Origin of the sequence: Bartonella sp. AC158YNML (assembly GCF_042196725.1) — a bacterium.
Classification (GTDB): Bacteria; Pseudomonadota; Alphaproteobacteria; order Rhizobiales; family Rhizobiaceae; genus Bartonella.
The window spans coordinates 227,003-247,192 of sequence record NZ_JBHIQU010000003.1 but is presented as its reverse complement, the minus strand read 5'-3'; the positions used below and the strand labels follow the sequence as shown (position 1 = coordinate 247,192).

At 36.3% G+C, this 20,190-nt stretch carries 12 protein-coding genes; 5 read left to right on the top strand and 7 right to left on the bottom strand.

Annotated elements, in window-relative coordinates; translation table 11 throughout:
* The first annotated feature begins 997 nt into the window (after nt 1-997).
* The 4 genes from ACFIM1_RS03285 (at nt 998) to ACFIM1_RS03270 (ending at nt 11,638) form a co-directional block, all read left to right on the top strand.
* Nucleotides 998-3,451 (top strand): autotransporter outer membrane beta-barrel domain-containing protein, encoded by a 2,454-nt coding sequence (locus ACFIM1_RS03285; RefSeq protein WP_375609244.1) that lies wholly within the window; start codon nt 998-1,000, stop codon nt 3,449-3,451.
* A 523-nt stretch (nt 3,452-3,974) separates the two neighbouring features.
* Complete coding sequence (locus ACFIM1_RS03280; RefSeq protein ID WP_375609243.1) at nt 3,975-6,398, top strand: autotransporter outer membrane beta-barrel domain-containing protein; 2,424 nt, start codon at nt 3,975-3,977, stop codon at nt 6,396-6,398.
* Between the two features lie 145 nt (nt 6,399-6,543).
* Nucleotides 6,544-8,490: an autotransporter outer membrane beta-barrel domain-containing protein gene (locus ACFIM1_RS03275; RefSeq protein WP_375609242.1), complete on the top strand. Its 1,947-nt coding sequence runs from the start codon at nt 6,544-6,546 to the stop codon at nt 8,488-8,490.
* Nucleotides 8,491-8,626: 136 nt separating this feature from the next.
* Nucleotides 8,627-11,638, top strand: coding sequence for an autotransporter outer membrane beta-barrel domain-containing protein (locus tag ACFIM1_RS03270; protein ID WP_375609241.1), 3,012 nt, complete (start codon nt 8,627-8,629; stop codon nt 11,636-11,638).
* Between the two features lie 919 nt (nt 11,639-12,557).
* Here the strand turns inward: ACFIM1_RS03270 and ACFIM1_RS03265 are convergent.
* From ACFIM1_RS03265 to parA, 6 genes are all read right to left on the bottom strand, one after another.
* Nucleotides 12,558-12,962 carry a flagellar protein FlgN gene (locus ACFIM1_RS03265; RefSeq protein ID WP_375608491.1) on the bottom strand — a complete coding sequence of 135 codons (405 nt, stop codon included), beginning with the start codon at nt 12,960-12,962 and terminating at the stop codon, nt 12,558-12,560.
* Between the two features lie 1,748 nt (nt 12,963-14,710).
* The gene (locus tag ACFIM1_RS03260; RefSeq protein ID WP_375609240.1) at nt 14,711-14,872 is read right to left on the bottom strand and encodes a hypothetical protein; all 162 of its coding nucleotides are present in this window, start codon (nt 14,870-14,872) and stop codon (nt 14,711-14,713) included.
* Nucleotides 14,873-14,997: 125 nt separating this feature from the next.
* On the bottom strand, nt 14,998-15,267 hold the full coding sequence (locus ACFIM1_RS03255; protein ID WP_375609239.1) for an EexN family lipoprotein: 270 nt from the start codon (nt 15,265-15,267) through the stop codon (nt 14,998-15,000).
* A gap of 399 nt (nt 15,268-15,666) precedes the next feature.
* Nucleotides 15,667-15,849 carry a hypothetical protein gene (locus ACFIM1_RS03250; protein WP_375609238.1) on the bottom strand — a complete coding sequence of 61 codons (183 nt, stop codon included), beginning with the start codon at nt 15,847-15,849 and terminating at the stop codon, nt 15,667-15,669.
* Between the two features lie 772 nt (nt 15,850-16,621).
* On the bottom strand, nt 16,622-16,852 hold the full coding sequence (locus tag ACFIM1_RS03245) for a plasmid partition protein ParG (RefSeq protein ID WP_375608487.1): 231 nt from the start codon (nt 16,850-16,852) through the stop codon (nt 16,622-16,624).
* Nucleotides 16,849-17,481, bottom strand: coding sequence for a ParA family partition ATPase (parA, locus tag ACFIM1_RS03240; RefSeq protein WP_375609237.1), 633 nt, complete (start codon nt 17,479-17,481; stop codon nt 16,849-16,851). The genes ACFIM1_RS03245 and parA overlap by 4 nt, the downstream gene beginning before the upstream one ends.
* 987 nt (nt 17,482-18,468) lie before the next feature.
* Here parA and ACFIM1_RS03235 point away from each other — a divergent pair.
* Nucleotides 18,469-18,798, top strand: a complete 330-nt coding sequence (locus tag ACFIM1_RS03235; RefSeq protein ID WP_375608485.1) for a TIGR01244 family sulfur transferase — start codon at nt 18,469-18,471, stop codon at nt 18,796-18,798.
* Between the two features lie 681 nt (nt 18,799-19,479).
* On the opposite strand, the gene ACFIM1_RS03230 is transcribed toward ACFIM1_RS03235, so the two are convergent.
* A complete protein-coding gene (locus ACFIM1_RS03230; protein ID WP_375609236.1) occupies nt 19,480-19,605 on the bottom strand; it encodes a hypothetical protein in 126 nt (41 codons plus the stop codon).
* Nucleotides 19,606-20,190: the final 585 nt, after the last annotated feature.

Genomic DNA, 20,190 nt, shown 5'->3' with positions numbered 1-20,190 from the left:
GCTCTAACGTGAATTCCCAGTTAGAACAGTCGTGCTTATGAAGTTCAAGTGCTGGTAAATTATCCCCGCTTAAAAATGTTACAACGATTTTGAATTTTACTTGCTTATCTTGTCTAAATAGATGCCCTCAAATTTGAGGGGACTAAAATCACTCAGTCCATATTTGGGCTCAGTGCTTTTAACCTATACTCTTAAAACGTTTTTTAGTACCAAGTCTAAAGTAGATAGTAATTCTACTGCCATAGCATTGTTTGCTTCCATTTTTTTGTGGAAGCAAATACAGTTCCGTTTTTAAAGTTAGCATAGCTGTTGTGATGATACTATATTTATGTTGATTACTTATCATTTTCTAAATTTTTAGAAAGCGTTTTGAAAGTGATCTTGTCTTTAAATCCTTTTATGCAATTTTTATAAATTAAACCCATAAGCTTATGACTGTTTCAAATGATTATTCCTTTGAAGGTTTCGCTCAAAAAAGAGCAAAACTCATACCATTTTTTAAACGTATGCGATTTGTGCTGTGATAAAAACGTATCATAAAATTTATGAATTGTTATGAATGATATCTGCTTTTCATTTCATTTGAATGCGCACATGCGTTATAATTTTTTCTCATGATTTGCTTTTTATTATCTATTCATACATGGCAATCTTATATAAAAATGGTCAAATGAATCATGCATAAAAGTGTGGATTCTGAAGGGGATCAATATAAAATTGCTTCACTCAACATATTTATTTTATTGTGTTTTATCTATAATGTTTCATCTAGTATAAACTTACCAAACTAGATTTTATGCAGTCCATTTTTTACTGCTTTTCATAATAATCGAAAAAAGCTTTTCTGAAATAAAAATCCAAATTATAGAAAACACCATAATATAATTTGTTTTGTTGTTTACAATAAAAACATAATGATATAAAAGCTGATCGGGTACTTGCGCCATCAGGGGAGTGAAGTAAGCATCAAAGCATACCAAATACTAAAGGCATATCTATGTGTAAGAAATATATTTATAAGAAAAATTTTTTGTTATGTACAATTGCTGGAACTTTCATTTTTTCTCATTTCGGTTCAACTTATGCAAATACACAACCTCCTGAAATTATTAATGAGTTTGAGCTGGGTAAAGGAGAGGAAAAGACTCTTAATAATGTTTTTATCCGCAATAAGAAAGCTGGGGTTTCTACAACTGAAAAAGCGATTGCCACAATTACAAACTCAACAATACACACAGAGTCAGTTGCTTTCTCCGTATCAAAAGGTGGGCAAATTCACGCGAAAAGAATTGATGCGAATTCAATATACAAAGGTTTAGAAACTAAAAACGGTATAATCAATATTGAAGATTCAATCATAACCGTTCAAAGAGCTGGAGGGGGCGGTATCGTTCTTTATGAAACCCCAAAAAGTGACGTAAAAGAAGGTGAAAATGTTGTCAATAGGATTAATCTTACCAAGAGCAAACTTCTTGTGAAAGATGGTGTCGGTATTCGGGGTCCTTATGGTTCAAAATCTGTTGCTGAAATTTCCCTTAAAGATTCGGAAATTCGGGCTGATGTTTTATTGAGAAATAAAACCAGACGTAAATATTATGATGACGATACTCTTCCTGTCTCTCTTACATTAACCGCGAATAATTCGATTCTAGAAGGAAGAGCAAGAACCTTAAAAATAAATACAACGACTCTTTCTCTGATCAACAACAGCAAATGGTACTTAAAAGTCAGTCAAGAGGACTCAGATACTGATTTTAATACTTTTAATTTCGATCTCAGTGACCTTAAACAACGAGCACTTTCTACTGTTTCAGTACTAAATCTTAATAATAGCTCTATTATATTTAACGCACCGTCTGCTAATGTAACATCTGCTTTGGGAAAGGGGCAATATCAGATCTTGAGTGTAGGGAAAACTGCTGAGGTTTATGAATCACGAGACAATATGGTCCCTACTGTAGAAACAGCCTATTATGCAACGGGTAATGCAAGGTTGTATTTCAATACCGAGTGGAGTGATGGTTTAGAAACAGAACAACAAAAAACTGACCGCCTTCTTATTCATGGAAATATCTCTGGAACCACAACAATTTATTTTAATCATCTTTCAAACAATAGAAAATCAGAGACTGAGGATTCCCTTCCCTTAAACGCACGGGGACTTTCACTCATTCAAGTCTCTGGACAAGCAAATGAATCATCCTTCAAGCTGGCAAATGGCTATGTCACAATGGCGGGATTGCCTTATCAATATGTACTCAACGTTTATGGGCCAACCTCAAGTCGTGGAAAAGCAGAGAGCACACAAAGCCTCTTGGGAAGTGTATCTCAGGAATCAGAAGAAAACACCCTTAAAGACTACACAAGCTACGTTATAAACGGAAATGCTCTTGAAGGGATTTCAAAAGATAAAAAAAATGCGCAAGATGAAGATTTCTGGGATTTCCGCTTGCAAAGTGCTACACTTGATAATGAAGGAAAGATTAGAGCCCTTGTTCCTCAAGTGGCAAGCTATTTGGTGTTGCCCAGCGCTGTATTTTCCACAGGACTTTCTGATGTAAGCAATCAAAATGCATTATTAGACGATATGCGAACAACAGCATCGGAAACAAAAAATCATAAAAATAAAGGGCTTTTCTTATCTTCTTATGGCAATAAGATGACATTATCCTCTAGCCGCACTCCATTGCAATATGGTTATGGTGCTGATGTTCACTATGCTGCTTTACAAGCAGGCGTTACATTAGCAGCATTAGAAGAACAAAACATCGCCGTAAATTTGGGTCTTTTGGGTACATATGGGAGATTGTCCTTCACTCCAAAAGATATGGAAGGTGCTGATAAAAGTACACTCAATAAATGGTCTCTTACTGCATATAGTCGCTTCCACCATAATAATGGCTTCTACGTCAATGCGCTCTTCTCTTATGGAATTCTCAAGGGAAATGTCACTACAGCTCTTATAGGCAAGACGGCAGAATTAACTGACGCTGATACATTTAGCGTATCAGCAACCATTGGACAAAAATTTGAAACCAGTACGAAAGGATTGGCCTTTGAACCACACGCCCAAGTTGTTTATCAAAGTCTTATGCTTGGCATACTCTCAGATGTTGATGGTTTTGATGTGAATATGGGCAATCCCCATCAATGGTTGGTGCGTGTTGGTGGACGCTTAACGCAAACAACGCTTCCTACTGAGGGAGGTGGTATTTTCTCTTTCTATGGTAAATTGAATATTGTTAAGGCTTTTTCTAACAATGCCACCATACAGATTGGGGATACGTTCCACTTTGATTCTATGGGATCTGCCATTGAAGGTGGACTTGGTGTGAATGCACAATTATCACAAAATATTGCCTTTCATGCTGATGTTAATTATCAACAGAAACTTCAAAAAGCTGGTGTATCTGGAATAAATGTGTCTGGTGGAATACGCTACCACTTTTAAAAATTTCTGATCGTTATTTTTAAAATATAAGCAGCGCTGAAATAGAAACAGCGCTGCTTAGTTTTGTAAATCATAAAAAGTGCCATCGGTTGAAAAATTGTTAAGTATTTACCCAAAAAAGAAATATTTTGACTTTTTTAGTTATATTTAGACAGCGTAACGAATTACTTATTCTTTATACAGAAAAAATCTACTCAAAATTTTTCACAAGCGTAATAATATATCTTTCATCTTAATTCTAAAAAACTCTCATGATAATAAGCTCTATTCGCTGAAGGTGAATTCATAGCATTGTTTGAACATGGATTTACTAAATCTATGTTTTTGGGGAATGTTTTTCACTAAACTACATTAGCAGATCAAAAGTGTTCCCAAAGCAAATCTTCAAACTATAGAGAACACCACATAATATTTCGTTTTGTTCTTTACATAAAAAACATTATGATATAAAAATCGTTAAAGTACTTGCGCCATCAGGGGAATGAAGTAAGCATCAAAGCATACCAATACTAAAGGCATATCTATGTGTAAGAAATTTATTTATAAGAAAAATCTTTTGTTATGTACAATTGCTGGAACTTTCATTTTTTCTCATTTCGGTTCAACTTATGCAAATACACAACCTTCTATAATGAGCGTGGTTCGTGCGGATAAGGCAGAAGAAGAAAAGGTCTTAAAAAATGTTTTTGTCCGTAGTAACTATAATGCAGTCGTCGCTGATGACAAAGCCTTTATTATCATTAAAAACTCAACAATGCGCTCCAATAGTGTTTTGCTTTCTGCAGCCACAGGTGGACGCATTCATGCTAAAGAAATTGTGGGAAAAGCAGGAACGCATGGTTTAGAAATTGCCAATGGGACAATCCATGTTGAAGATTCAATCATAACCGTCACAGGACATCATAAAAATTATGGTATTCGTTTTGACTACATCTCAGATTCTTACGTAAAAGAGGGAGAACAGGTCGTCAATAAGGCGATTCTTACCAACACAAAACTTTTGATGTCAGATGGTATTGGTATTGCGGGACCGTATTCGTCTAAATCTGTTGCTGAGGTTTTTCTTAAAAATTCAGAAATTCGTGCTGACATGTTGTTGAAGAATAAAAGCGTACCGGAGGATACTAGGCCTAAGACTCTCGTATTAACCGCTGATGATTCAATTATGGAAGGAAAAGTAAAAACCTTTACTGAAAATACGACGATTTTTACTCTGAACAATGGCAGCAAGTGGTACTTAAAAATTAGTCCATTTGAAGTAGAAGACGAATACAGCTCATCTCATTCGTACAAACTCATTGACATTAAACAACGAGCACAATCTGTTGTTTCAATTCTAAACCTTAATGACAGCTCTATCATATTTAATACCCCGCATGATTTAATAGAAAACCATTATCAAATCTTAAATGTAGGAAGACATCCACAAAAAGCAGAGCAAAACAGAAGCTCCGATGCAGCAACAGTTTACAATGCAACAGGCGAGGCAAGAATTTATTTTAATACCAAATGGAGTAATGGTCTTACAAAAGAACAACAAAGAACTGACCGTGTTCTCATTCGTGGTGATGTCTCAGGTACCACAAAGATCTATTTCAATAATCTTTCAAAGCATGCAGAATCATCCAATGAAGAAGCAGATGATTCAATTGCTTTGAATGTGCGCGGGCTCTCACTCATTCAAGTATCTGGGCAAGCAAATGAGGATTCCTTCAAACTTGCCCATGGCTACACCACAATGGGGGGCTTACCTTATAAATATATACTCAATGGCTATGGACCAACCTCCAGCCTTGGGAAAGCCGATAGTGCACAAAGTCATTTAAGCGGAAGAGCGCAAGAATCAAAAGAAAAAGATGCACAAGATACCAATGCATCAGCCATTGGAAAGGAAAACAACGTACAAGTGCTCTTGGAAGAAGATGAAAATTTCTGGGATTTCCGCTTGCAAAATGCAACCCTCGATGATGAAGGAAAAATCAAAGCTCTTGTTCCGCAGATGGCAAGCTATTTGGTGATGAGTAACGCACTATTCTCCACTGGATTAGCTGATGTAAGCAATCAAAATACACTGTTAGATAATATGCACTCAACAGTTTTGGGATTAGAAGGTCATAAAAAGAAAGGAATCTTCTTATCAACTTATGGCAGCAAGGTCACATTATCTTCCAGCCGTAGTTCATTGGAATATGGTTATGGTGCGGATGTTCATTATGCTGCTTTACAAGCAGGCATGACATTAGCAACGCTAGAAAATCAAAACATTACCGCGAATTTTGGTCTTTTAGGTACCTATGGAAAGCTCTCTTTTACGCCAAAGGATATGGAAGGCTCTGACAAAAGCACTCTGGATAAGCGCTCCTTGACGGCCTATGGTAATCTCCACCATGACAATGGTCTCTATGTTAACGCACTTTTCTCTTATGGTATTTTAAACGGGCATATTACGACAGCCCTTATCGGCAACACCACGGAGTTAAAAAATACGGATATATTGAATATATCAGCGACCGTTGGACAAAAACTAGCGACCGGTGTTGAAGGATTGGCCTTTGAACCACAAGCGCAACTTATTTATCAACATATTGCCTTTGGAACACTTTCAGATGTCGATGGTTTTCAGGTTAATATAAAGACCCCCCATCAATGGTTGGTTCGTATTGGAGGGCGTTTAGCAAAAATAATACTTCCCTCTGAAAACGATCGTGTTCTTTCTTTTTATGGTAAATTGAACGTCATTAAAGCTTTTGGTGAGAAAAACACAATTGATATTGTTGATTCTTTCCATCTCGATTCTATGGACTCTTCTCTTGAAGGGGGACTTGGTGTTAACGCGCAACTTTCCAAAAATTTCGCACTTCATGCTGACGTTAATTACCAACATAAACTCCAAAAATCTGGAATCTCTGGAATTAATTTTTCCGGTGGAATGCGTTATCGCTTTTAGAAATCTTAGCTTTCTCTTTTGACACATAAGCAGCGCTGAAATGTAAGCAGTGCTGCTTATATTTGACACATTACAAAAAATTGTAATGTGTCAAAGAGTGGTTCATTTTTATTTAAAAAAGAAAAATATCTTAAGGGACATTTCTATGCGTAGAAATTTTTTGTTATGTACAACTGCTTGTACTTTGTTTTTTTCTTCTTTTACCTTCACATCTACCAGCACCGCCTCTAGCCTAAGCCCTGAGGAACGCCATGCCCTTGAGGAAATTATTAAATTACCTGAACAATATCGCCATGCCATTGATTTAATAAACACACCAACACAAGCAGAAAAAAATCTTGAGAAGATCGCCTCTGGCGCCATGATGGAAGATAATTCGCACTTTAATCAAGCACTTCAAAAAGCATTAGATGATTCAGGAACTCAAATTAACAGATATTTCTCAGGGATCGGTCGTTATGCAACTCCTGATCATAGAGAGGAAATGCGGAAAGGAAGAGATTCTATATACGCTCGTGCTATGTCAGAGCAATTTAATCGTGATGCGGACCGCATGATGCAAGCCAGAGCAAAACTTGAACAATTACGTCAGAATCGATTAAAAACAAGAGAAAATTTATTACGTGGCTACAACAAAGCAGTTTCCGATGCCGTAAAGGCGGCAGCAATCCTTGAAGCTGATAATCAACAACGTGTTAATACCGCGCGCCAACAATGGGTAAGCCAAGACAATCGTGATTGGCACAAACTGCAAAATACAGCAGAAATATTACATAAGGCGGCACAAGTGGATACTGCCTTACAAGGACAAAACAAGGAACTTTCCAATACTTTACGCAAAGCAGTATTAGAGACTTTGAACGCGGATGGAATAACCAACGTGGAGAGAAAAGAAAAAACATCCCCTCCTCCAACGGACACTTCATCCATAAGAACAAGTCATGGAATTACACAGCCTACAATAAATGAGAATTCGCAGTCTCATCTTGATCCTAAAACGAACACCACTCCCTCAGTATCGAAAACGACTCTTACCCCCCCCACAGAAGCTCATGCGAAATTGCTCTCAAAGGATGATAGCACCGCTACCGCTGATACACAGAGCACCTCTAAACTTACAGCCGATACAGCAACGTCTACTTCTCTTGATGAAACAGAAAAAAGAACAACTCTTACACCACAAGTAGAAAGTTCTTTAACCATGCCTATTGCGATGTTTGCTGTTGGGATTGCTGATGTTAACAATCAAAATATCTTGTTAGACAATATGCAAATAACAATGTTTGAACCCAAAGACCATCAAGAGAAAGGAATTTTCTTATCTACTTATGGCAATAAGAGTGCGTTTTCTTCTAAAGTTCCAACAAAACAAGATGGCGTTCAAGCAGATATCCGCTATGCTGCCTTGCAAGCAGGTGCAACATTAATAGCGCTAGAAGATCAAAACATCAGCACCAATTTTGGTCTTTTCGGAACATATGGGAAATTGTCTTTTGCTCCTAAAAACAAAGAAAGCTCTCTTAAGAAGATGCTTGATAAATGGTCCCTCACCACATATGGAAACATCCAGCATGACAGTGGCATCTATGCAAGTGCATTTCTCTCTTATGGAATGTTCAAAGACAATATTACCGCAGGTAACATCAAGCATACCCTAAAAGTAAATAATAGAAAAACATTAGGGGCTGCTGCAACTGTTGGTCAAAAACTATCAACCAGTTTTGAAGGTGTCATCCTAGAACCGCAAGTACAACTTGTTTATCAACGTCTCCTGCTTGGCTCTTTCTCAGATGAAGATAACTCTAAAATGAATATCAGAAAACCTGATCAATGGTTGCTTCGTATTGGCGGACGTTTAACGCAAAACAAAGGTCATGCCGTTTCCTTCTATAGCAAACTGAATATGACCAAAACTTTTAGTAAAAGCTTTCCGCTTGCTGCTATGGGATCTTTAATTGAAGGTGGTGTTGGTATTCACGCACACTTATCACAAAATATTCAGCTTCATAGTGATCTCAGCTATCAACATAAATTCAAAAAAGTTGGCATATCTGGAATAAGTATTTCCTGCGGAATGCGCTATCACTTTTAAAAATACTTGTATTCCTTATCTTGAAATATGAATAGATCTCATTATGTTTCGTTTTGTCTCTTACAAAAGAGACATAATGAGGTCAAAGTTTTACTTTTTATGAGAGAGGGGGGAAATATTTTAGGAATACATCCATATGAAAAAAAGCTTCTTACTATACACAGTTTCCGGAGTTCTGTTTTGTTCTTCCACCAGTTTGTCTTATGCTATTCATGCTATGACTCCAACGATAGATCTCTCTTCTCCCCCGACAACATCTGACTCCACAAGAACGATCATCCCCCCTCATTTTACCGGAGATGAACCTACAAAGCCTACTCCCTCTACAGACTCTTCTGAAAAAATTAACACTCCCCCAACAAAAATGGAAGTAAAGTCTCGAAGACGTTCAGGAGCCCCCACCTCTTCTACAGACTCGTCCAGCGAAAAGACGCCTCCAAATTCTGCTGTCTCTTCACAATCAGAAGCGACACAATCTGCACCCAATTTACAACCAACACCTGCAAACTCTGACCCCACAAATTCGGGACTTACAAAACCAACAAAAGAGCAATCACCAGAGCCTCAAGGATCAGAACCCAGACAGCGAATACTTTTAAGACCAGAAGCGGATACACAAAAAGTATCTAAAAACTCTGAACCTCAAAAATCAGAATCTACAAGACCAACAGCAGAACAATCACCGACGCCTAATACATCAGAGTTCTCAGCAATATCTGTCAGACCAGATGCTGGAAAATCGACATCACAGGGTGCATCAGAATCTGTAAAACAAGTGCCCACACAATCTGCATCTGCACAAAAAATATCTGAAAAATCAGAGCTTACACAACCAATATCCCCCATAAAACAGCCTGAAAATCCGGCAAAAATTGAGGATATAAGCGCTGGAGTTGAAGCTAAAAACGGTAAGAACATAACTCTGCATAACAAAAAAATTAAAGACAGGGTGATTGCTATCCATGCAGAGGGGAGTAATTCCAAAGTCAACCTCATAGGAGGAATAATTGATGCGGGTTTTGTTGCACTAAGTGTATCAGATGGTGGAGAAATTGATGCCACTGGTATTACTGCAACAGCAGAAACAACTGGTTTGACCAACATAGAGGGGATAATCAATCTTAAAGATTCAAGCGTCCATGTCACAGGAAATCATGAAGCGAATGGTATTGTTTTCCGCAATAATCCATATCGTGCCTCTAGGAAACAATATACACGCAATGCTGAAAAAAATGTCAACACCGTTCAAGAACAAGATATTGCGAGTAAAATAAATCTAGAGAATACGAAGCTTCTCGTTGACCATGGAGTTGGTATCAACCTTTATGGAGCAAACACAAACGGTGAAGTTAGCCTTAAAAATTCAAAAATTCATGCCGATGTTTTATTAAAAAATATACAAAACGAAAGCGGATCCACAAACACCCTTATACTGGTTGCGGATCACTCTTCTTTAGAAGGTCGGGTAAGAACTTCTCAAAATAATAGAACAATTTTTGATCTAAAAGAAGAGACAAAATGGTTCTTAAAGCCAAATAAAAACGCCGTAAATAATGATAATGTTTCAGATGATGATACTGCTTTAGATGACTATAGACAGTTTGGTCTTGATGAAAAATCATATTCTAACCTTTCTGTATTGCGCCTTACAAACAGCGCCATTATGTTTGAGAAGCCCATGGAGAGACATTACCAAACTTTATTTATAGGGTCTAATCTTTCGCAAGAAGATGAAACAGCTCACACAGCAGCAGTTTATAGTGCAACAGGTATTGCAGAGATTTATGTCAACACGCAATGGAACAAACATTCTCCTATCACTGAGCAACAAACTGATCGCCTTGTGATTAATGGTGATGTCTTAGGGAATACTGTTGTTCACATTAATCTGCAAGAAACAGATAAAAAAATAACCGATAGCGCTGCTGTTTGGGGAGAACACATGGCGTCACTCCCTTTAGGAACCCATGGAATTTCAATCATTCAAGTTTCCGGACAAGCAAATGAAAATTCCTTCACATTAGCAGGAAACTATATGACAATAGGTGGACAACCTTATAAATATGTACTCAAAGGCTATAAACCTGGAACATCTCATGAGAGCCAAAGTCTTTTGGGCAACAATAGTAATTTCTGGGATTTCCGCTTACAGAATGCCTATATTGATAACGATAAAAAAGTTCGAGCGCTTTTACCACAGGTGGCAAACTATTTAACCCTGCCTAATACTTTATTTTCTGCTGGATTTGCTGATGTAAACAATCAAAACACATTGTTAGATGCTATGCGGACAACAGTATTTGGAGCAGAAGATAATAAAAAGAATAATCTCTTTTTCTCCTCTTACGGCGAAAAAGTCTCTTTATCTTCCAACCGCAGTCCACTGCGCTATGGTTATGATGCTGATGTAAACTATGGAGCTTTACAATTGGGGATCATATTAGCCGCCTTAGAAAGTAAAGACATAAGCACACATTTTGGTCTTTTAGGAACGTACGGAAAGCTTTCCTTTACGCCAAAAGAAATGCAAGATTCTGAAAAGACAACGCTTGATAAATGGTCACTTACCGCTTATAGCGGCATCCAGCATAGCAATGGTATATATGTCAACGCTCTTCTTTCTTACGGAACCTTAAAAGGAAATATTACCACAGCTCTTGTTGGGAATGCCGCAAAATTGGATGGTACCGAGATGCTTAATATATCTGCAACCATTGGTCAGAAATTAGCAACCGATACAAAAGGACTGGTCTTTGAACCACAAGCTCAATTCATTTATCAAAATCTCATGTTTGATATTTTCTCAGATACCAATGGCTTAAAAGTAGACATGGGCAATCCACATCAATGGTTGATCCGTTTTGGTGGACGTTTAACAAAAACGATAATGACTGTTGAAGAAAACAAAGCTGTTTCCTTCTATGGTAAAATGAATGTTATCAGAACTTTTGGCGATGGTAAAACAATAAAAATTGCTGATACTTTTCATGTTGATCCTACCGGCTCTTCAGTTGAGGGAGGCATGGGGGTGAATGCATATCTTTCTCAAAATATTGTACTAAACGCCGATATCAGCTATCGGCAGAAACTGCAAAAAGCCGGTGTATCTGGCACCAATTTGTCTGGCGGAATACGTTATCGTTTCTAAAAGCAGAAAGCAAACTTAAATAAAAAAGCAGCATAAAGTGCTGCTTTTTTATTGAAACTCATATTTTTTAAATTCTCAAAAATCATTATCACATCAAAAAAGATATTAACTTATAATGCTTTTTTTCATATTGAATAAAAAACCGAATACCATAGTACTTTCTCACTTCTAACCTGTTCCATGTTTTAACAACAAAAACCATTCGCTTGCACATCACAAGCAGGAGCGTTGGTGTATAGATAAAAACTATTTAAGAAAGGACTAAAAATCCCTCTTATGAACCGTCTCAAGTGCCAAGGACTGTCACAATATTGGAAGCTGAAAATAGTGTGATGGTTCCGGGTTACAACCACTGATATAAATGTGTCTCCTAAATACACTTAATTTGTGATTTATGTAATAGATAATCAATTGATTTATAATGAATAAATAATATTTTTTTAACTTTTACGCAGATTCCAGAAACTCACTACTTCATATCACCACACCTTAAAGGGCAGTACTCCATGAGGCTTATAGGTAATATTCATGAGCATACTCTAAAAAGACTTAATGTGTAAAACCTGACATTACCACATGTCAAAGAAAGCTGTTTCATAAGACATCATGGGATGTCCTAAATATTCTCTTGACCTCCTCCCAAAACTAAAAAATGAAGTTCCCTATCCTCTCAATCTGTAAACAATCCGCCTTCTCTTAAACGGCTTTCACTTGGCTTCCCACAGCGTGCAGTTGATATCATCACACCTCAAAGGAGGCTATTTTAAAGACATTATTTTCGGCACAACAAAACGATAATAATTTAAATACCTCAACGCGTTTAAAACATGGACACTCAACAAACACATTCTTTATTCAAACCAGCGCTCTATCTCATCATTGTCATCACTTAGAACAACCGATATTGATCAATTTTGGATTATTCCTCTGTTTCTTTTACACGGCCAGATATTTGCATGGCTCGCGAAAGATCATTGACTGCATCTAAATGCGTTTGAAGCAATTTACTATTACGCTGTAATTTTTCTTGTAAATCAGACAACAAACTTTCGACCTCATTCTCAATATCTTGATTCATGTAGCGCTTCACATCACTCATGGATTTATTAAGATCACGCAAACCACGTATTTTACATAAATTGATTTCTTCGTAATCTGGAACACCACTGCTCTCTAGCATATTGCTTTCATAATCAACCACTTGTGCTAATCCTTTAACAGCAGCAACAAATTTTGTCATCGCCCAATCACGATCAATAAGATTATTATCAAGAACTTTTGCTTTTGCTGCAAAACTATCATCACCATATTGCACTACAGACATTTTTATTTCCCCTTCAACTATATTGTTCAATCTTACTTTTAAATGAGGGAGATTAAACAGTTTCTCTTTTAATGCAGATACACGCATTTGAGCTCGTGGTGCGAACATTCCTCAGACAACAGCACAACAATCCTCAAAAGCGTATACCACTTCAATTTTCAACGCATTTTCTGAAATATTTCTTCTTTGCTCCAAAACCATTATTGCTGCTATACTTATTCACTAAAATGCTCTAAACTTAAACTTCCACGCAACAATACCGAAACTTCTACATTTGCTCTATCTATTTCGCTTTGCCTATTTTACCACCACCAAGCCTTCAACAGAAAACAATAATAATCGGCCTCTCTCCTTGGCCATAAAAACTATCTGCCAACAAAACCTTGCCGCATATAAAAACTTAAGCCCATTAAAAATTTCAGCATTTTACCGATAGCAGCTTTTTACCCTCCATAACCTTATAGCTTCCTCTGCACCTAAACCAGCATACCCTCTGGCACCCCATAAGATGGCACCCTACAAGATTAGTGCACCTATTCAAAAAGACACATCTCCCCACCCTGCTCTTTCTGCATACATGCAATCTCTTGCACAAAACACAAAAAGAATGCTCTTTTAAACAGATCCGCCATATAGTAACATTAAAAAAGACATCCTAAATAGCTAAACAGCTATCAATCTCCCTTTTTCAATTATCATTCGCTTTTCTTTGCAACTAATTACTATATAAGATTTTTTGAACCTTTTCAAGAGTTTCTTAAGCATTCAGTCCGATACGCCTTCAATCCCATAACGCTTAACTCCCCCCATATTGATATTTTCAGAATTTCACATCATCTTCCTATAGATGACTTCACCCCATAACGTACAGTTCGCTCTTAATATTGCTGCTTTACATACGCTGCGGATATAAAAGCATTAAAATAATCGTCTTATAATCAAAGTACAATTTCTGCTATAAACTTTCTCTTATTTTCAACCTTCTCAATGTAGCACTCTAGAAATTTTATATTATTTATGGAAGCTTCACTATTATACTATTCACGAACACCATTGTAAAATGGACTTACCGTGAGAGATCTTTCTTTAAAACACGCCCATAAATATGCAACGCAAATATATTCCTACATTCCATTCGGAACATCTTTTCTTCGCGCAAAAGCTCCCTCATTAGAGTTGCATTAACCAATCCTGTTAGGATAATAGTTTGATTTATAATAATATGGTGTTATTCAACTTGAATAGCGTATGATTTTCTCATTTCAAATCTCTCTATGTTAAATCAATCAATATTTACTTTAAAACTTTCCTTTTTACGCCTCACAGTACCCCAACTCCTCAAGCCTTTATAAAACAGTAAAGATTTTAAACTTGCCGAATAGGGTGTATCAGCACATATTATAGACTGTAATATTTTGTTATTCAGAATAATTGATATTACAAAGAACAGAAAAGAAGTTCTTATGGCTGATCTCATAAAAAACGCTATGCTTTATTCAACGTTGATCGTTAGCATTAATGCTTTTGTTGTTTTAACTCTCATAATAGAGATGTATTAAACATACTCTCTTGGCTTTTCGATAAAATTCCCAGAGAAACACCTCAAAATTAAGGACAAAGAAGAATTTAACCATTAAATCAATCATGCGCCAGCTCAAGCTGTCGCGTCTAACGATTCTTGTGTTCTCTTTGTTTTTTGTATGCATTTTTTACAATCAGACTTAACATTTTTATTTTCCCTTGAGTCATTATGATCTTTTTTCGAATACCCTTACCCTCTTCCCTGTTCTCTTGAAAAGCATAATGAGAGCACAATTTTTAACCTCCAAAAGAAGTTTTTTACCCGCTCTGTCTAGATTCTCACAATTTTGCGATTTCTGCATAGATAACTGACCTAAGAAACACTTCATTTCCCATTTATAGCGTAATTTTTTATCTTTCTTAAACTCTTCTACACTATAGATTTTTCTTTATAACCAGAAACTCCAAGCCCCATGCAAAGCAGCAATACTGTTATAATGACTTTATTCATGATTTAATTTTCTTCCTTTTTCTCTTCAGTTTTTTGCTCATCATCATGTACAAAGCTTGCCCCAGGCCAATCTCGTGCATAAATCTCACGATACGCTTTGTCTGCGTTTTTACAATTTTGAGAATCTAAACTTCCTGACATCATACATTTCATTGCCCATTCTTCGAGTAATTTTGGATCTTTTTTAAAGTCTGCTATACTGTAAGTTTTTTCACAACCAGCAGTGACAATCCCCACGCAAAGCAATAGTGCTGTTATAATGATCTTGTTCATAAATAAATTCCCCTTTTTTCTTTCAGTTTTGTAAGGTTTGAGCACAATTGCCCCATTAAAGTTACATATTTTGCCAATTGTGTATTTTATTACTCCCTCTCTTCATGCCTCAAATGACCAAGTCTCTTATATCCGATCTGTAAACAATCCGAATTCTTTGAGAACAGATTCTTTTTAGCTTCTCATTTCATTGTGATTGATTTACATAAAACTCGACAAGCCTAAAAATATTGACCCTAAAAAAGCACCTCACATGTCAAGGAAGCTTATATCACCGCCATAAATTGTTTTTGACATAACAGAATAATTTTTTAAAGTTTCCTACACTGTAAATTTTCTGCAACCAACAGTGACAATTTCAGCGCAAAGAAAATGTTGTCATCAATATTTTTTATGATTTTAATTGTTGTCTTGTTGTTTTTCAGTTTTATCGTTCTTTGTGCTATTTTCACGAAGTTTTTTTACAAGATTTCTATAATGCTCTTGAAAAAGAGCCGTATCAGCTTGTATAATATTTTGACAATTTTTAGTTTCTAAAGCGGATGGTCCCATTTTCTCGCATTTCTTTCCCCATTTTTCCATTAATGTTTTATCTTTCTTAAAGTCTGCTACACTGTAGTTTTTTCACAACCAGTAGTGACAAGCCCCAGGCAAAGCAATAGTGCTGTTATAATGATCTTTTTCATGATTTTACTCCTCTCTTGTTTTATACTTTATTAACGATATCATTGGGGCCACACACCTCTCTATATCGTAATTTTGCGTATAATTTTTCTTTGACAAATACGCACATTTTTAACGCAAATATATTGAATCATAAGAGCCGCTTGCATTTATTAGACTTGCACTTGTAACATTATCAGCACGGCGGTTCTTTGTATTTGAAGTGTTAATACTTCAGCAGAATTCTTGATTTTTTGAAACTCTCAAAAAGCTTTTTTAATCACTTCTTTTTCTCCAAAAACCACTTCATAATGAGAAGTAGCACGAATATCCTATTTAAAATTCGTAATGCCTATATTAAGTAAAATAAACAAAAAATAACTTCATATTTAAAATCATTATCAAGACAATTTCTACGAAAAAATAAACTTATCTATCCAGCTGCAATACAGATAACAAAAGCTATTATGATGATCTCATCTTATAAGAAAAAATTTAAAACGGAAAATTTTCATAAGCTCATAGCTATTGAACTGGATGATATAAAATCTGATGAAAAACACCTTAAATGAAGCACCCCTCATGAAAAAAGAGGGGTTTTTATTATTCTTAACTTCGTGTAAAAATGAAAGAGATTATCTTTAGAAAAAAGTCTTCAAACCGACCCAAACTTATTATCATATATCATTTTTTACACTTTTCCGTATTTTCGCGAAAGCAATTCGCGTACCTCATCGGCTATTTTGGTTCCACGACTTGCACAACTTACTTTAATTAACCGATGCAAATTTTCTGGTATATCAATCGTGAGGCGCTTCATACCTCCACTCATGTTCTTTTTGTGGTTTTCCACCCATGCATCAGCCGTTAAAGGAATTGATTTATTGGTTGGCTTCGTGCCAATTTTAATTTTTTTATTCATTGTGCTAACTCCTTGATTTCCGCTGCAACAGCTTCAATCTCTGCAGCTGCAGGGCCTTGCTTATCAACCTCATAAACAGCCTTCCCCTGTGCTGCAGCTTCTGCAAAAATCACGCGCTGCGCAACGCTAGAAGAAAGAACATGCACAGGTTGGTATATGCCAAGAGCTTCGTTCACATCACGCCCTATCGCTGTATTGACTATTTTACGATTAATAACAAAAGCAGATTTAAGATTCTCTTTATAAACGCGTGCTTCATCAATCAGCTTTACAATTCCATCAGCTGCCCAAATATCATAGGGACTAGGCAAAACAGGTATAAGCACCAAATCCGAAGCCATAAGAGCACTACGAACAAGGTCAGTCACACGTGGAGGACCATCGATAATAATATGATCATAACTATGACCAATCTGTGTAATCTCTTTGTGAACCGTTGCTCGCGGTAAACCAATAACTGAAAACAAAGGAGCATCTTCACGCGCAGCAGCCCAATCCAATGCACTTCCTTGCGGATCAACATCAATAAGCAAAACCCGTGCACCAGTACGTGCAAAACTGGCCGCAAGATTCACGCTCAACGTCGTTTTTCCGACACCTCCCTTTTGATTCAAAAGTCCAATGATCATTCATTATGCCTTTTAGCATTACCGTTTTTACGATTGTACAGAAAATAACAAAAGAAGCAAGCTTTCAGCTCCTACAAAACAACTACTTCTCTCATTTTTAGGATAAAAATAACAGCCCTCAATTTTATCTTTATAATATTCTTTTAACTTTTAGCATTGAGCAAAAACATTATGAAGATAATATTCTTGAGGATAAGAAAAAATTTAAACAATAGACACGCTCTTCTTTTCTACCCTAAAATAAAGATTTTTTAATCCATGTCGATCTGTAAACAATGCTCTGTCAATAATTCAGCTTCTTATTTTGCGCCTGCCATTTGAGCTTCTTCCTTCATGTGATCCACTTAATACAACTCTATAAACAAGCTCCACTCTGAATATACAACAAACTATAAGGAGAATTCATTGTTTTACACATTGAGTGAGAGAGCCAAAATCAGGAAGATTCCCTCATTTCATACCTCTTATATGAATCACTTGCTTGCACATCACAAGCAGAACTAGCATATGAGCAAAAAACACTGAAAAGAAAGGACTAAAAATGCTTCTTATGCAGAATCTCCAATACCAAGAACTATTATAATATTAGGGGCTAGCAAAGTGTATGATAGTGTCGGCTTGTACCTTTTCTTGAACTAAAGAAGGAGTACACAATGAATTTTATACTCTTTGACTCTTAACAGAGTAAAATGGTCTTAAGAAAAATAAGGATACCTCTAGCAAACGTGTAAACAAGCAATACAATGAAATGTCTATGCTTAGTAAACACAATAGATTATCCATAAAAACCACACAGCAGTCTTTCATAAGGTCGCATAACGAACATGTTGCGGAATGAGATATTTTGCACCTTACAGCTCATTTTTCCCAAAGAGATCTCCTCGACAAAAAGAATATTTTTGTTAAGATGCCATTGAAAAACTTACCTTCATCATGTTTTTTATATACCAGAGAGTATCGTGAAGATCGTGCAATTGAGAATAAAAAATGAATTTACAACAAATTGAACCGGATATTTTCATCAGTGCCCAAATTAGTATAGAAAATATCAAAACATTGGCACAAGCTGGTTTTAAAACAATTGTCTGTAACCGCCCTGATCACGAGGAGCCTCATCAACCTGATTTTTTGAGCATTAAAACAGTCGCAAATGAATATGGCATAAAAGCCTATCACATTCCCATTTCTCTTCCAACTATAGAAAAGTCAGCTATTGAAACCATGCAAACAATTTTAAAAACAGCCTCTCTCCCTCTTCTTGCCTATTGTCATCACGGAGCACGCTCGCTGCATCTTTATCGTTTAGCGCGTCTTTAGACAGAGATTTTGCACACTTCCTCCTCGTTCTAAAAGATGAAGATTCTTAAATTCACACCGATTTTTTAAAAAATAATCTGTAAATAATCTTTGTCTAGTGCCTTTCCCTTAGCTTGCCACTTAACGTGATTCATTTCATAAAATTCTACAAACAAGCTTTGCTCTTCAATATACAACAAACATGCACACTCGAAGCCATAAAAATGCATGCAAATTCATATGATGATCAAGGAAATATTAATTTTTTACTTCACCTGTCATCATGGCTTTACCTTCTTTTTCTCTTCCTTTACCAATATACCTCATTCGTACGCCACAAACACCTAAAACTACAGTACAAACTACTAAGAAAAATTGACATTGCGTATCAAAGGCGTGCAAAGCATTCTATAAAAAGCCGTAAGCCATAATCTATAGTTAATTACAACATATTGATTAATAATAATCAATTATTTTGCACGGTGAATAAGAAACCCTAATACTGTAGGATTTTCTCATTTCAAATCTGTTTATCTTGAATCAAACAAAAGCATGACTCTTACATGTCAAAAGAGGAAAGAGCCCATGTGAATAAAAACGCGTTAAAAAAGAATCCCACTTAATGAATGCTCTCAAATAACCAAGAGCTGTAAAACATTGAAGGCTCGTCGATATAACGGATGATACCGGATTGCTCTTCTATTAAACATAAAGATGATAACGCTCAACGGAGCTTACTTTATACCATTCACGGGTGGCATCATAGGTTTGGGAGCCAGATGTTTCTTTAAAACAAGCACGTAAATCAGCAACACAAGTATATTTCATTTAGAGCGATCTAGAGAGATCTGCCCGCTATTGAAGAATGTGAGAAAAAAGCGTACAGCAATGCGTAATTTCTATTATTTGAAAGATATGATTTAAAAGACATGATCATGGACGCTTTTGAAAGTCGTATAACTGAATTGGGTGATAGAGAAGAGTTTGGTTTTTCCTTTTATATTCTTCTAAGATAAAGCAGTATTTCCGTTTTGAAGAGCACACAAACAGATAAATATTCTGGTTCACGATATGGCATACAAAAGATGATACAGCTTGTCGTTTTTATTCATCTAGGGGTATTTTAAACATGTTGCTCGTGAATGGTATAACGATAAAGTCCCCATGAAATAATAAAAAATCTATTGAGCACCACCATCTTTACGCTCGTAAAGAAGCAAACCGGCATCATCACACACTTTGCTAGCTCCCAATGTTGCAACACAAACCCTTAAGCACTTGAGACGGTTTATGAGAAGCATTTTTCCTTCTTTCTTATACAGTTTTTACCCACACACCAACTCTGCTTGTGATGTACAAACAATTGATTTTGATTATTTCAACATAGGACAAATTCCAAATAAAAGAATTTGA